Below are 13,371 nucleotides of genomic sequence, written 5' to 3'. Positions count from 1 at the left end.
ACAGGCCTGGACTCGGCCCCAGGACCCCCGGGTATCGTTCAGTGCACGGACGAATATGACTTCGGGAGGGCACATGGGCGCGGTGGACCTCACCATCCACCCCGGGCACCTCGCCCGGCGGCTCCAGCAGGCGCACTACCTGCTGTGGAACACGATGGTCTCCGAGGAGATCACCTCGCCGCAGTTCGCGGTGCTCAACGCGCTCGTCGCCGAACCGGGGCTCGACCAGCGCACCGTGGGCGAGCGGGTGGGCCTGGACCGGTCGACCGTCGCCGAGGTGATCAGCCGGCTGAGCGGCCGAGGCCTCCTCGACAAGGTACGTGACGCGCACGACGGCCGCCGTTTCGTGCTCTGCCTCACCGACGACGGCCGGCGCGTCCACCGCAAGCTCGCCGTCCGCACGGCCCGGATGAACCAGATCTTCCTGGCCCCCCTCTCCGCGGAGGAACAGGGCGTCTTCCTCGACCTCATCCAACGCGTGTCGGACGCGGCCGAGGGACTCCGCAACCCCACGGAGCCCCTCGCCGCCCGCCGCTGACCCCCGGGCCGTCGCTGTCAGGCCTTCGCGAACACCACCCAGACCTGGCCCTTGGCGAAGTTCACGGGTGTGCCGTCGGGGGTGGTGAACTCCGTTCCGTCCGTCGCCTCCGGCCGCTTCCAGTCGACGCTGTAGGTACGGCCGTCCCTCAGCACGTCCGCCTTCCCGGAGCCGACGGTCACGGTGTACGGCGTGTTGTTGCCGAGCACGTCGTGGTAGGCGGACCTGCGGATCTTCACGTACTGGATCACGACCGTCGCCGGGGCCAGCCGCTTGCCGGCGGTCGTCACGGTGGGTGTGCCGTCCTCCGTGACCAGCCAGCGGTGCTGGGACCCGGACCAGGTGAAGGTGAAGCGGGCCGCCGGATAGCGCACCGTGCGGGAGGTGGTGGCCCGGCCGCCCGCGGGGGGCGCGCCGTAGTGGAAACCTGTGGTCAGGGCCGCCGCGCCGGGGGCGGCGGAGAGCAGCTTGCCCGGGTGGAGGTAGAGGTTGTGGGGGGCGGACTTGTCGACACCCCGGTAGTAGGCGCTCGCCACCTCGTCGGGCGACGCGGACCGCAGCGGTGCCTTGGCGATCAGCGGCAGCAGCTTGTGCTGCGCCCCGGAGAAGGCGAGCGTCGGGTCGTCGAACTGGCGCAGCAGCTCCAGATCGGACACACGGGCGCTGCGCACCGGTCCGACGGACTTGGGCAGCTTGGTGGCGAACACCGCCATCAGCCGGCTCAGTCCGCCCTCGACCTGCTCGGCGTAGACGATGTCCGCCGAGTCCAGGCCCGTCTGCGGCCGGGCCGCGGGCACGTTGTCGATCTTCACCGCGAGCACCGGACCGGCGGCGGGGGCGACCGTGCCGCCGGAGCTCGGGCTCTGCGTCGGGGACTGGCTCCGTCCGCGTCCGTCGTCGGCCGTGCCGCCGTGATGCGCCGTGCAGCCCACCGCGAGGGAGGCCGTCATCGTGGCGGCCAGCAGCGCCGCTCGTCTCGCGCCGCGACGCCGGGGCGCCTTCTGTCCCATGCCCACCGTTGCCACCAGTCTGTGTTTTCGATTGTGCGCTTATAAGTTCATTGGTGGCCATACCCGCTCGGTTGTGATTGTGCGCGTCGAATGGGCCGATCGGCCCACCGAAGATCCGGAAGGTGTCAGTCCGGCGGGCCGAGGATCTCCGCGAGGTCGTAGCGGACCGGCTCCTCCAGCTGTGCGTAGGTACAGCTCTCGGGCGTGCGGTCCGGGCGCCAGCGGCGGAAACGCGCCGTGTGCCGGAAGCGCGCGCCGTTCTCCATGTGGTCGTACGCCACCTCGGCCACCCGCTCCGGCCGCAGCGGCACCCAGGAGAGGTCCTTCTTGCCCGACCAGCGGCTCGGCGCCCCCGGCAGCCGGGCGCTCTCGTGGGCGGCCTCCTCCGCCCAGGCCGCCCACGGATGCCCCGCGGGATCGTCCATGCGCAGCGGCTCCAGCTCCTCGATCAGCTCGGCGCGCCGCTTCATGGTGAAGGCGGCCGACACACCCACGTGCTGCAGGGCGCCGTGGTCGTCGTAGAGACCGAGCAGGAGGGAGCCCACCACGGGTCCGCTCTTGTGGAGGCGGTACCCGGCGACCACCACGTCCGCCGTCCGCTCGTGCTTGATCTTGAACATGGCGCGCTCGTCCTGGCGGTAGCGCAGATCCAGCGGCTTCGCCACGACACCGTCGAGCCCGGCCCCCTCGTACTGCTCGAACCACCGCCGCGCCACCTCGATGTCGGTGGTCGCGGGCGCCAGATGCACGGGCGCGGTCACGGCCGACAGTGCCCGGGCGAGGAGTGACCTGCGGTCGGCGAGCGGTACGTCCACGAGGGACTCGTCGGCCAGGGCCAGCAGGTCGAAGGCGACGAAGGAGGCCGGGGTCCGCTCGGCCAGCGTCCGCACCCGCGAGTCGGCCGGGTGGATTCGCTCGGTCAGCGCGTCGAAGTCGAGCCGCCCCTCCCGCGCGACCACGATCTCGCCGTCCAGCACGCAACGCTCCGGCACCCGCTCCTTCAGCGCCTCGACCAGCTCGGGAAAGTACCTGGTCAACGGCTTTCCGGTACGGCTGCCCAACTCGACCTCGGCGCCGTCGCGGAACACGATCGCCCGGAAGCCGTCCCACTTCGCCTCGTAGTGCATGCCCGGCGGAATCCTCGCCACCGACTTGGCGAGCATCGGCTTCACGGGTGGCATCACCGGCAGATCCATGGTTCCGATTCTGCGCTCGTACGCCGCTTGTCGCCCGGTATGCAATGTTCGGACGGCGGGCCTACCGTGGCTCGCATGGGCGAAGCGGTGGAACTGGAGGCGGGCGGCCGAACCGTACGGCTGTCCAGTCCCGACAAGATCTTCTTCCCGGAGCGCGGCTTCACCAAGCTGGACCTCGCCCGCTACTACATCGCGGTCGGCCCCGGAATCCTGCGCGCCCTGCGCAACCGCCCCACCACCCTGGAGCGCTACCCGGACGGGGTCGAGGGCGAGAACTTCTTCCAGAAACGGGCGCCCAAGAGCATGCCCGACTGGATCCCGACCGCCCACATCACCTTCCCCAGCGGACGCAGCGCCGACGAGATGTGCCCCACCGAGGAGGCCGCCGTCCTGTGGGCCGCCCAGTACGGCACGCTCACCTTCCACCCCTGGCCGGTCCGCCGCGACGACGTCGACAGCCCCGACGAACTCCGCATCGACCTCGACCCGCAGCCCGGCACCGACTACGACGACGCGGTCCGCGCCGCCCACGAACTCCGTGCCGTGCTCGACGAGTTCGGCGGTCTGAAGGGCTTCCCCAAGACCTCCGGCGGACGCGGCCTGCACGTCTTCGTGCCGATCGAACCCAACTGGACCTTCACCCAGGTCCGCCGCGCGGCCATCGCGGTCGGCCGCGAACTGGAACGCCGGATGCCCGACCAGGTGACGATCAAGTGGTGGAAGGAGGAGCGCGGCGAGCGCATCTTCGTCGACTACAACCAGACCGCCCGCGACCGCACCATCGCCTCCGCCTACTCCGTACGACCCCGCCCGCACGCCCCCGTCTCGGCACCCCTGCGCTGGGACGAGGTCGACGCCGCGCACCCCCGCGACTTCGACCTCGCGACCATGCCGGCCCGATTCGCCGAACTCGGCGATGTGCACGCCGACATGGACGACCACCGCTACTCCCTCGACGCCCTCCTCGAACTGGCCCGCCGCGACGAACACGACCACGGGCTCGGCGATCTGCCGTACCCGCCGGAGTACCCGAAGATGCCGGGGGAGCCCAAGCGGGTGCAGCCGAGCCGCGCGAAGAAGGACCCGGACGTCACCCCTGACGGATCATGAACGCATGACCCGCCTCCTGACCCGAAGCGACCTCGGTGACCTCCTGGAACCCTCGGCCTGCCTCGCCGCGCTGCGCGACGGCTTTCGCGCCGTGGGGGCCGGGGCGGCGATTCCCGGCCAACGGGTGCGCACCGACCTGCCGTTCCCCGGTACGGCCACCGCCCTGATCCCCGGACTGCTGCCCGGCATCGAGGCCTACACGGCGAAGGTCAACGCCAAGTTCCCCGGAGCGCGGCCCGCGTTGCGGGGTGTCATCTGCCTGTACAGCGGTGTGGACGGCGAGTTGCTCGCCCTGCTGGACTCGGCGACGATCACCGCCTGGCGTACGGGGCTCGCGGCGGCGCTGGGCACCCATGTGCTGGCGGGTCCGGCGGAGGACGCGGTGGTGGGGGTGATCGGTGCGGGCGCGCAGGCTGAGTTGATGGTGCGGGGATTGGGCGTCCTGCGGCCCTACGGTCAACTCCTCGTCCACGACACGGACTTCGAGCGGGCGACCGACTTCGCCGTGCCGCACGGCGGCCGGGTGCTGGGCTCGGCGACGGAGATCGCCTCGGCCGCCGACGTCGTGCTCCTCGCGACCTGGTCCCGCACCCCGCTGCTGTCTCTCGCGGACACCCGCGAGGGACAGCACCTCACCAGCCTCGGCGCCGACGAGCCCGGCAAGCGGGAACTCGCCGCGGACCTGCTCGACGCGGCGCTAGTCGTCGTCGACGACCGCCAACTGGTCGCTTCCGTGGGCGCGTTGGCCCCCGCCGACATCGACACGACACTCGGCGACGTACTGCGCGGCGACCACCCGGGCCGCACCGACGCCGACGCCCGCTCCGTGTACGCCCCCGTCGGGCTGCCCTGGCAGGACCTGGCGCTCGCCTGGCTGGCGTACCGGAGGGCGGAGGAGGACGGGGTCGGACGGAGGGTGAATCTGCTGGGGTGAGCCGGGGGATCCCGTCGGGTTGGGAGCGCTCTCACCGTCTGCTTCGCCCGCGGCTATCCTGATCCGCAGCATCGAGGAGGGGTCCAGAAGTGACCGAGACAGCACCGCGCCCCACGCTGGAGGCCGTGGCCGCGCGGGCGGGGGTGTCGCGGGCCACCGTCTCCCGGGTGGTCAACGGCGGGGACGGGGTGCGGGAATCGCTCGTCGAACGGGTCCGGCAGGCCGTGGAGGAACTCGGCTATGTCCCCAACCAGGCCGCCCGCAGTCTGGTGACGAGGCGGCACGACGCCATCGCCGTGGTGATCGCCGAACCGGAGACCCGGGTCTTCGCCGACCCCTTCTTCGCCATGCAGCTCCGGGGCATCAGCAAGGAGTTGACCGCCCACGACTCCCAACTCGTACTGCTCCTCACCGAGGGCCGCGCCGACCATGCCCGCGTCGGCCGCTATCTCGCCGGCGGCCATGTGGACGGCGCGCTCGTCTTCTCCCTCCACCTCGACGACCCGCTGCCCGGACTGATCCAACGGGCCGGTGTCCCCACGGTGTTCGGCGGGCGGCCCTGCTGGAGCGAGGGGACCCGCGCGTCCGGGCCCACCGTGTACGTCGACTGCGACAACCGGGGCGGTGCCCGCGAGGCCGTACGGCATCTCGTCGGGCTCGGCCGCACCCGGATCGCGCACATCACCGGCGCCCTCGACCAGACGTCCGCGGTGGACCGGCTCGACGGGTTCCGGGACGTCATGGTCGACGTCGACCCCCGGCTGATCGTCGAGAGCGACTTCACGCCGGGCGGCGGCGAGCGCGCGATGCGCGAACTCCTCGACCGCTGCCCCGATGTGGACGCCGTGTTCGCCGCAAACGACCTCACCGCCTACGGTGCCATGAAGGTGCTGCGCGAGGAGGGGCTGCGGGTGCCCGAGGACGTGGCCGTGATCGGCTTCGACGACATGCTGCCGGTCGCCGAACAGACCGAGCCGCCGCTCACCACGGTCCGACAGGACATAGAGGAGATGGGCCGGTTGATGGCGCGCCTGCTGCTGCGCGGCCTGGATCGCCGTGGGGTCAGGGACGGCATCGGAGGCGCGCCGTCCAGCGTGATCCTGCCGACCACCCTGGTCCACCGCGCCTCCGCGTAGGCCTCTTCCCGACACGGGCGCTGCCTCAGTCCTGCGGCGGTTCGCTCTTGATGATCGCGAAGCGGGCGCCGTGCGGGTCGGTGAGCTGGGCCAGGCGGCCGACGCCCTCCATGCTGGCGGCGGGCACTGCCACCTTGCCGCCGGTCTCCAACGCCTTGGCCACGGTGGCGTCCACGTCGGCGACCTCGAAGTAGGCCAGCCAGTACGCCCCCGAGGCCGCCCCGGTGGCGTCGAAGTCGAGCGGGACGACGCCGCCGAACATCGCGTCCTCGCCCGCACCCGCCGGGTTGAGACAGGTGTAGTCACCGCCCGGCATGGGCGCGGCCGAGGTCTCCAGGCCGAGCGAGGCGTGATAGAACGCGGCAGCCGCGGCGACGTCCGGTGTGTACAGCTCGACCCAGGTCAGCGAACCGGGGTCGCCCGCCACGTCGACACCCTTGGTCCGGCCCGGCTGCCAGATGCCGAACGCGGCGCCCGCCGGGTCCCTCAGAACCGCCATGTGCCCCTCGCCCATCACGTCCAGCGGCTGGAACAGGACCGCGCCGTGCGCCTGTTCCACCGCCTTGGCCGTGGCCTCCGCGTCCGGGCTCTGGAAGTAGACGGTCCACGCGGACGAGTCGTGCTCCGGGGGCAGTGGCATGCCGCCGGCGACCGTCTTGCCGTCCAGTTGGAATAAGCCGTAGCCGCCGGCCTCGGGTCCCGCGGACTGGAACTGCCAGCCGAAGAGACCGCCGTAGAAGGAGATGGCGCCGTCGATGTCGGGCGAGCCGACGTCCAGCCAGTTGGGAGCGCCGTTGACGAAACGGGTGGTGAGCATTTTTTGCCCTCCTCATTGAAGGGTCCCGTACTTGAGGGGGCCCGTTCTCTGCACTGCCGAGTCTTGCACCGCCCACTGACAATCGCTGCCGGTGTGGCCGTGGTGAGCCGGCTAGACCGTTTTGTTCACCCTCGGTGACCGCGGAAGTTCTCCGTGTTTTCCTCCGGTTCCGCGCGCCGCCGTGCGCCGGTTCGGGCGCGGCGCCACCATCGGGGTGGCCGGAGGCCTCGGAGCGCGGCGTTGATCCCGCGTTGATCGAACGTTTTTCACCGCACGGCACGCTCCTGGTCATGCACATCGACACGATCACCGCGCCCGACCTGGACTGGCAGCAGGAGGCGTTGTGCGCGCAGACCGGGGCGGACTTCTTCTTCCCCGAGCCCGGCAGCTCCGTCCGGGAGGCCAAACGCATCTGCGGCATGTGCCCGATCCGCTCCGTCTGCCTGGAGTACGCCCTCGACAACGACGAACGCTTCGGCGTGTGGGGCGGCCTCTCGGAGAAGGAACGGCTGGAGCTGAGGCGCTCCTCGCAGTGACGCGTACCGGGGCGTTTGTCGATGCCGCTCGCGCGGGGGCGTGCGGTTAGGATCCGGGAGCGCACCCGGGCGTAGCGCAGAGGCAGGCGCACGTCTTGGCAAGACGGTCACATCGGTTCGAATCCGATCCCCGGGCTGCGTTCGCGGGCCCTGTAGAGCAGAGGCAGACTCGCCGCCCTCTCACGGCGGATACGCCGGTTCGAATCCGGCCGGGGCCCCCTTCGGAGCACGGCCGGGGCGGGAACCGATGACTGACGAGGGCGGGATCACCGAGGCGGAACTCGCGGCCTTCCACCACGCGGTGGGCAGGCTGCGGGAGTTGCCCGTGGACGATCCGGTGCGATTGCGCGCGGAGCAGGTCGCCGCGTCCTTCGCCCGGGACGGGCGGCTGCGGCGCCGCAAGGCGCGCGGCGCCGACCTGTCCGCCGCCGACGCGGCGGCGATGGCCGCGACCGCGACGGGCGCGGCGGACCGGCGCGAGGACGCTCCGCTGGGTCCGGCGGGCGAGGCCCAGGTGGACGCCGGTGGTGTGTACCGCAAGCCGCGAGGTTGCTATGTCTGCAAGTCGCCCTATCGACAGGTGGATTCGTTCTACCACCGGCTCTGTCCCGACTGCGCCGCCGACAACACCGCCCGCCGTGCGCTGAGTACGGATCTGAGCGGGCGCCGGGTGCTGCTCACCGGCGGGCGGGTGAAGATCGGTTTCCAGTTGGCCCTGATGATGCTGCGGGACGGCGCGGAGGTGCAGGTCACCTCGCGGTTCCCGCACGACACCGTGCGCCGCTTCCTCGCGGAGCCGGGCAGCGAGAAGTGGCTCGACCGGCTGACCGTGCTCGCCGTGGACCTCCGCGACCCGCGCCAGGTCCTGGGCCTGTGCGAGGAGTTGCGGCAGACCGGCGAACCGCTCGACATCCTCGTCAACAACGCCGCCCAGACCGTACGGCGGCCCCCGCAGTCGTACGCCCTGCTGGTGGGCGGCGAGCGCGACGCACTGCCCGAAGGGGCCCGGCAGGCACCGGGGTTCACACCCATGCGGATGCTCGCGGGCGGGGCTTCGGCGCTTCCCGTCGTCCTGCGCGAGGCCGACGAGGCGGGACTGCTGCCCGACCCCTCCCCGGAGAACTCCTGGTCGGCACGGCTCGGAGACCTCGACCCGGCCGAGGTCCTGGAGACCCAGCTCGTCAACGCGCTCGCCCCCGCCCTGCTGTGCGACCGGCTGCTTCCGCTGCTGCTCGCGTCACCGCACCCACGCCGGTACGTCGTCAACGTGACCGCCGTGGAAGGCCGGTTCGCCGTCCGCAACAAGACCGCCGGACACCCGCACACCAACATGGCCAAGGCCTCGCTCAACATGCTCACCCGCACCAGCGCCGCCGAACTCGCCGAACAGGGCGTCCACATGTGCGCCGTCGACACGGGCTGGATCACCGACGAGAATCCCGCGCCCAAGAAGAGCCGCATGGCCCGCGCAGGCTTCCGTACACCGCTCGACATCGTGGACGGCGCGGCCCGCGTCTACGACCCGATCGTGCGCGGCGAGTCGGGGGACCCGGTGTCCGGGGTGTTCCTCAAGGACTATCGGGAGGCGGCGTGGTGAGCGGGGACACGGTGGACACGGGTGAGGTCGGCTTCGCCGGTGTGGTGTACGTCCCGCCGCGTCCGGTCGCCGAACTGGGACCGCTGCTGGACTGGTTGCGGGCGGGACAACCTGCCGGGGAGCGGCTGGACTTCGCCGTGGGGACGGCGCTGCCGGACGGGCGGCTCGATCTGTGCAAACAGGGCCTGGGCGCGCAGGGCGCCGCGCGCATCGCCGAGGCGCTGGCTCAAGGCCCGTCGCCCGTACGGCACTTGCTGCTCGGTACGGACGGGCTCGGTGACGAGGGCGCCGAGGTCGTGGCGGGCGGGAGCGGTGAGGTCGAGACGCTCTACCTGGGCTGCAACGGGATCACGGCCGGGGGCGCCTGCCGGATCGCCGACCGGTTGCGGGCCTCGCCGCAGGTCGTGACCGGTGTGTGGCTGAAGCGCAATCCGCTGGGCAGCGGCGGTGGGCGGGCGGCGGCCGAACTCATCGAGTCCGCGCGGTCGTTGCGCACGCTCGACCTCGTACAGACCGGGCTCGACCCGGCGGGCGTGACCGTCCTCGCCGACGCGCTGATGGCCGCCGCCGGCAACGGCCGCCGAATCGAGCGCCTCTTTGTCGGCGGCAACCCGCTCGCGGCGGACGGTGCGGCACCGCTCGCCGCCGTCGTGGCGGCGGCCGCGATCGACGAACTGTATGTGCCCGCCGCGCAGTTGGGCGATCCGGGCGCCCTCCGGTTGGCCGACGCCCTGGAACGCGCACCGTACGGACGGCTCGCGCGACTGTCCGTCGCCAGCAACGGCATCGGCCCGCGGGCCGCGGCACGGCTGGTGGCGGCGGCCACCGCGGCCGGGGTCCGCCTGCTGGACCTCGGCCGGGTCCGGGCGGCGGCGGTGCTGGGCGCGGCCGACAACCACGTCGACCTGCCCGCCGCCGAGACCATGGCCCACATCCTCGCTGCCGCAGAGCACCGCCTCACGCACCTCGTCCTGTCCCACACCGGGATGCGCAGCCGCGAGGCCCACCGCCTCCTCGACACGGCACCCCGGGCGCTCACCCCCACCCGCTTCGTCCTCGGCCAGGGCATCGCCGCCAGCATCAAGCGCCGCCTGGAGACCCTTACCGCCCACGTCCCGCCACCATCGCTCGCCCCCGACGTGGCCGCCGTGCGCAGCGTGCACCGCACGGCACGACCTGGGGAGGGCGAGCACGGGGTCAGCGACGCGCCATCGCGGTGAATATGTCGGTCCAGAACCGCTGTTGCTGTGCCGACGCCCCCACCAGATAGGTGGCCCGGAGCTTCGCCGGGAGCAGTGCCACCATGCGGGCCACCACCGCGCGGTGTTTCTTCAGCTGGGACAACTCCGCGTTGGCGAGGATCTGGTGGACCACGTCGCTGTCGTCGCCGCCCTCGTCGGTGTGCTCGGCGGCGCGGCGCAGCCGGGCCTCCCAGTGGTCCGCCTCTCGGGCCAGCTCACGCAGGCCGGTGACCGGGCGGCCCTTGAAGCGGTCGATCAGGGCGGTGAGCGGCACGGGCGCGTACTCGCCGTCGCCGAGGTAGACCGTCGCCATCTCCAGCGGCAGCCCCCGCCGGTGCAGCTTGACGAGCCGCTCCAGGGTGCGCTTGGTGATCCAGGCGCGGCCGTCGTCGTCGATGTCGTGCTTCCACCACTCCAGCACCGTCTCGGCGTCGGCCCCGTAGCGCGCGAGCAGCCACTCGTTGGCCGGGATGTCAGCCGGATCCACCGTCAGCGAGGCCGTGAACCGTGTCGCCTGGGCGATGTTGTTCCGCGAGACCAGCAACTTGCGGCCGAGGTGGTATGGCGGGTTCTGCACGGCGATCTGCGCCCGCAGGTTCTCGATGCGCCGGCCCGCGAGGGACCACTCCTGGGTGATCTCCATGAGCTTGGCGAACGCGGCCTTGTCCTTGGGGCGGTTGTACTCGTCCCACACGATCGCCTTGGGGTCCGAGCCGGTGAAGTTCGCGGCCAGCAGGTTGTCCAGGGTGCCGTCCGGCGACGGGATCGGTGCGCACAGGTCCTCGACGTTCGTCACCGGCAGTGAGAAGTACAGCGGCTCGCGGCCCAGGCCCGCGCGGACCGTCTCCCGGACCAGCTCCGTCTTGCCGCAGCCTGGCGGCCCTTGCAGGAGTACCGTCCAGCGGTTGCGCAGCGCGGCCCGCACCACCTGCCGTACCGGGTCCGGAACCGTGGCCGGGTTGGGCACGCCGAGAGCCTGGGCGAGGCGGTCCAGGATCTCCGCCGTGCGGTCCTGGCCCGGCCTGCCGTCGGGGCCCGGTTCGGTCAGCCGCAGCCGCTCGCCGTCGATCAGGGGCAGACCCCAGCGGAGCGGGAAACCCTCCTTCGCGTTGGCCAGGACATGGTCCAGCGTCCGCGGGGACAGCAGCTCGCGCAGCGCGGGGGAGAGCGACGCCCACACCGCGAACACCGGATTCAGGTCCCAGGGGCGGTACTTCGAGGCGAGATGCCGGCGCCAGGACGTGTCGTTGGCCGTGATCCGCATCGTGACCATGCGGTCGAGCAGCGCGAGGTCGCCGCGCCGGGCCGAGGTCTCGGACAGCGACTCGTTGTCCGTGAGAAAGACACCGACGCAGCCCAGCGCCCGCAGATCGTGCTCGCCCAGCGTCCAGTTGCAGGCGATCTGCATCAGCTGCGACTGGATCGTGTCGCCCGCCTGCAGCGAGTCGTCGATGAGCAGAACGAACGGCGTGCCCGGCTTCAACTGGCTCATCACCAGCTGCCGCAGCACGAGTTCACCGGTGTGCGGGTCCCGCACCGGCGCGTTGACCAGCAGGTCGTCCGGCGTCAGATTGGCCGCCGGGACGTACACCAGCGCGGTGCCCGGGTGGGCGCGGCCGATGTGGGAGAAGAACGTCGCCGTCTTGCCGATGCCGTGCTCGCCGAAGATCTGCCCGGTCTGCCCCAGGTCGATCATCGCGTCGATGAAGGACTCCAGGCGGGACACCTCCCGCCCGCCGCGCCCGGTCGCCGGGGTCGTCAACTGCCCTGTCTCCGTGCTCATTTACCGCGATCCTGTCGTGACGCGATGGCAGTCCATCGCCGGGGTGTGCGTCTCGGGCCACTCGCTGCTGCCCTCGGTGATCAGCCAGATCCACTTGTCCGGCTCGGCGGGCGAGATCGGCGGGGCGTACCCGTCGGTGAGCATCACGACCGCGTCCGGGGTGACGTCGAACCGGCGGCCGTTGACCTCCGTCCGCCCCTCCACGTAGTCCGCGACCGCCTGGAAGCTGGTGCCGCCGCCGCCGTGGACCCTTTCGCCCGGTGTGAACGGCATGACCACGGCGTCGAAAGACAGCCAGTGCGCCTCGACTCCGTCGATCCGGCCGACGAGTTCGGTGAGCCAGGTGATCACGTGCTGGGGCATCGAGCCCGAGGTGTCGTAGGCGATGACCAGGACCTTGTCGCGGACCGGGCCGCGCCGGGAGAGCATCGGGTCCTGGCCGAGGGCCGCGAGCAGTGCGCCGCGCTTCTTCGGGTACACCAGCCGCTCGCCGTCGCGCAGTTTCGAGCCGAGGACGTCGACGAGCCAGCGCTGCCACCAGTGGACCGCACGCGTGCGTGCCGTCTCGCCGCGCAGGACGCCCGCGCCGAGGTTCCCCCAGATCCGGGCGGCCCGCGCGGAACCGTCCTCCGTACGACCCATCAGGTCGAGCAACTCCCCCTCCGCGCCCGCGTGTCCGCGCCGCGCCGCCAGCAGGGAGTTGAGCAGCGCGGACGAGGCCACCGCGTCCACGGTCTCCTGGTCGGCCGGTACGCCACCGTCCACCAGGTGCACGCACAGCCGCCGCTCCGGGACCGGGGGATGTGCCATGCGCTTCAGCTCGCCGTAGACCTTCATGTCCGTGGCGACGAACTCCTCGTAGGGGACGGGCTCCAGGCCGTGCGTGGTGAGGTCGTCCTGGTACAGGGTGTGGATCCGCCGTGGATCGATGCCTGTCGGGCGGCCGTCCAGCAGGGGCAGTTCGGGGCGGCCCAGCCGGACCAGGGCGACATGGTTGATGGAGACCTCGGCGGCCAGCTCGAACACCGGGTCCTCGCGCAGCTCGGGGTCGGCGAACAGGTGTCGCTGGACCAGGTGCCGGGCCTCGTGGAAGAGCACGAACTTAACGCCCGCCAGGCCGAGTCGGACGAAGAAGTCCGGGTTGAAGAGCAGCAGGCAGGAGCCGTCGCCGGAGGCGACCACGGCCGCGGTGTCCAGCGCCGTGGTCGGGATCTGGTGGTGGCACTTCGCGTACAGCCAGGACGCCACCGCCGACTCGGTCAGCCCGAAGTCCAGCAGCGCGGCCTCCTTCAGCCGCCGCGCCTCGGCGACCGTCGCCGGGTCCGCCGGCCGGTACCGCTCCAGGGCTCTGCGGTCGGCCGGATCGACCACAGGGGTACGCCCACCCCGCTCCCCGTACGCCATCCCACACCCCCCGCACCGCAGTTCCCCCGATGGCTCATTGGTACCAGGCCCCACTGACATCGGGCCAAG

At 71.7% G+C, this 13,371-nt stretch carries 12 protein-coding genes and 2 tRNA genes; 9 read left to right on the top strand and 5 right to left on the bottom strand.

Annotated features, from left to right (window positions below):
* Window positions 1–73 precede the first annotated feature (73 nt).
* Window positions 74–538, top strand: a complete 465-nt coding sequence (locus AB0I51_RS21150; RefSeq protein ID WP_362977254.1) for a MarR family transcriptional regulator — start codon at window positions 74–76, stop codon at window positions 536–538.
* Window positions 539–555: 17 nt separating this feature from the next.
* On the opposite strand, the gene AB0I51_RS21145 is transcribed toward AB0I51_RS21150, so the two are convergent.
* Together AB0I51_RS21145 and AB0I51_RS21140 are read right to left on the bottom strand one after the other, a co-directional pair.
* Complete coding sequence (locus AB0I51_RS21145; RefSeq protein WP_362977252.1) at window positions 556–1,548, bottom strand: DUF3048 domain-containing protein; 993 nt, start codon at window positions 1,546–1,548, stop codon at window positions 556–558.
* 125 nt (window positions 1,549–1,673) lie between these two features.
* Entirely contained in the window at window positions 1,674–2,744 is a 1,071-nt protein-coding gene (locus tag AB0I51_RS21140; protein ID WP_362977250.1) for an ATP-dependent DNA ligase, read from the bottom strand.
* Between the two features lie 75 nt (window positions 2,745–2,819).
* Here AB0I51_RS21140 and ligD point away from each other — a divergent pair, with 75 nt between their 5' ends.
* From ligD to AB0I51_RS21125, 3 genes are all read left to right on the top strand, one after another.
* Window positions 2,820–3,854 carry a non-homologous end-joining DNA ligase gene (gene ligD / locus AB0I51_RS21135; RefSeq protein ID WP_362977249.1) on the top strand — a complete coding sequence of 345 codons (1,035 nt, stop codon included), beginning with the start codon at window positions 2,820–2,822 and terminating at the stop codon, window positions 3,852–3,854.
* Window positions 3,855–3,858: 4 nt separating this feature from the next.
* Window positions 3,859–4,788, top strand: coding sequence for an ornithine cyclodeaminase family protein (locus AB0I51_RS21130; protein ID WP_362977247.1), 930 nt, complete (start codon window positions 3,859–3,861; stop codon window positions 4,786–4,788).
* An 89-nt stretch (window positions 4,789–4,877) separates the two neighbouring features.
* Window positions 4,878–5,924, top strand: coding sequence for a LacI family DNA-binding transcriptional regulator (locus AB0I51_RS21125; RefSeq protein ID WP_362977245.1), 1,047 nt, complete (start codon window positions 4,878–4,880; stop codon window positions 5,922–5,924).
* A 25-nt stretch (window positions 5,925–5,949) separates the two neighbouring features.
* Here the strand turns inward: AB0I51_RS21125 and AB0I51_RS21120 are convergent, their stop codons facing one another.
* On the bottom strand, window positions 5,950–6,741 hold the full coding sequence (locus AB0I51_RS21120) for a VOC family protein (RefSeq protein ID WP_362977243.1): 792 nt from the start codon (window positions 6,739–6,741) through the stop codon (window positions 5,950–5,952).
* A 290-nt stretch (window positions 6,742–7,031) separates the two neighbouring features.
* Between AB0I51_RS21120 and AB0I51_RS21115 the strand changes: the two genes are divergently transcribed.
* The 5 genes from AB0I51_RS21115 to AB0I51_RS21095 all read left to right on the top strand — a co-directional run bounded on the left by AB0I51_RS21115 (window position 7,032) and on the right by AB0I51_RS21095 (window position 10,094).
* Window positions 7,032–7,277 carry a WhiB family transcriptional regulator gene (locus AB0I51_RS21115; RefSeq protein WP_362977241.1) on the top strand — a complete coding sequence of 82 codons (246 nt, stop codon included), beginning with the start codon at window positions 7,032–7,034 and terminating at the stop codon, window positions 7,275–7,277.
* Window positions 7,278–7,341: 64 nt separating this feature from the next.
* Window positions 7,342–7,413: transfer RNA gene (locus AB0I51_RS21110), tRNA-Ala, on the top strand.
* A gap of 10 nt (window positions 7,414–7,423) precedes the next feature.
* Window positions 7,424–7,495: transfer RNA gene (locus tag AB0I51_RS21105), tRNA-Glu, on the top strand.
* A 29-nt stretch (window positions 7,496–7,524) separates the two neighbouring features.
* Entirely contained in the window at window positions 7,525–8,874 is a 1,350-nt protein-coding gene (locus AB0I51_RS21100; RefSeq protein ID WP_362977239.1) for an SDR family oxidoreductase, read from the top strand.
* Complete coding sequence (locus tag AB0I51_RS21095; protein WP_362977237.1) at window positions 8,871–10,094, top strand: ribonuclease inhibitor; 1,224 nt, start codon at window positions 8,871–8,873, stop codon at window positions 10,092–10,094. Before AB0I51_RS21100 ends, AB0I51_RS21095 begins: the two co-directional genes overlap by 4 nt.
* Here AB0I51_RS21095 and AB0I51_RS21090 read toward each other — a convergent pair.
* Window positions 10,072–11,898: an AAA family ATPase gene (locus AB0I51_RS21090; RefSeq protein WP_362977235.1), complete on the bottom strand. Its 1,827-nt coding sequence runs from the start codon at window positions 11,896–11,898 to the stop codon at window positions 10,072–10,074. The two genes, AB0I51_RS21095 and AB0I51_RS21090, sit on opposite strands and share 23 nt — an antisense overlap.
* Complete coding sequence (locus AB0I51_RS21085; RefSeq protein ID WP_362977233.1) at window positions 11,899–13,302, bottom strand: hypothetical protein; 1,404 nt, start codon at window positions 13,300–13,302, stop codon at window positions 11,899–11,901.
* Between the last annotated feature and the right edge of the window lie 69 nt (window positions 13,303–13,371).

The sequence above is a fragment of the Streptomyces sp. NPDC050549 genome, from assembly GCF_040655035.1.
Lineage (GTDB): Bacteria > Actinomycetota > Actinomycetes > Streptomycetales > Streptomycetaceae > Streptomyces.
The sequence above is the reverse complement of the archived record's forward strand: the minus strand, read 5'-3'. Positions and strand labels throughout refer to the sequence as shown.

Excerpts from the sequence above, each read along its gene's own strand:
- AB0I51_RS21150 (WP_362977254.1), top strand. The coding sequence starts at position 74 with ATGGGCGCGGTGGACCTCACCATCCACCCCGGGCACCTCGCCCGGCGG.
- AB0I51_RS21145 (WP_362977252.1), bottom strand. The coding sequence starts at position 1,548 with ATGGGACAGAAGGCGCCCCGGCGTCGCGGCGCGAGACGAGCGGCGCTG.
- AB0I51_RS21140 (WP_362977250.1), bottom strand. The coding sequence starts at position 2,744 with ATGGATCTGCCGGTGATGCCACCCGTGAAGCCGATGCTCGCCAAGTCG.
- ligD (WP_362977249.1), top strand. The coding sequence starts at position 2,820 with ATGGGCGAAGCGGTGGAACTGGAGGCGGGCGGCCGAACCGTACGGCTG.
- AB0I51_RS21130 (WP_362977247.1), top strand. The coding sequence starts at position 3,859 with ATGACCCGCCTCCTGACCCGAAGCGACCTCGGTGACCTCCTGGAACCC.
- AB0I51_RS21120 (WP_362977243.1), bottom strand. The coding sequence starts at position 6,741 with ATGCTCACCACCCGTTTCGTCAACGGCGCTCCCAACTGGCTGGACGTC.
- AB0I51_RS21115 (WP_362977241.1), top strand. The coding sequence starts at position 7,032 with ATGCACATCGACACGATCACCGCGCCCGACCTGGACTGGCAGCAGGAG.
- AB0I51_RS21100 (WP_362977239.1), top strand. The coding sequence starts at position 7,525 with ATGACTGACGAGGGCGGGATCACCGAGGCGGAACTCGCGGCCTTCCAC.
- AB0I51_RS21090 (WP_362977235.1), bottom strand. The coding sequence starts at position 11,898 with ATGAGCACGGAGACAGGGCAGTTGACGACCCCGGCGACCGGGCGCGGC.
- AB0I51_RS21085 (WP_362977233.1), bottom strand. The coding sequence starts at position 13,302 with ATGGCGTACGGGGAGCGGGGTGGGCGTACCCCTGTGGTCGATCCGGCC.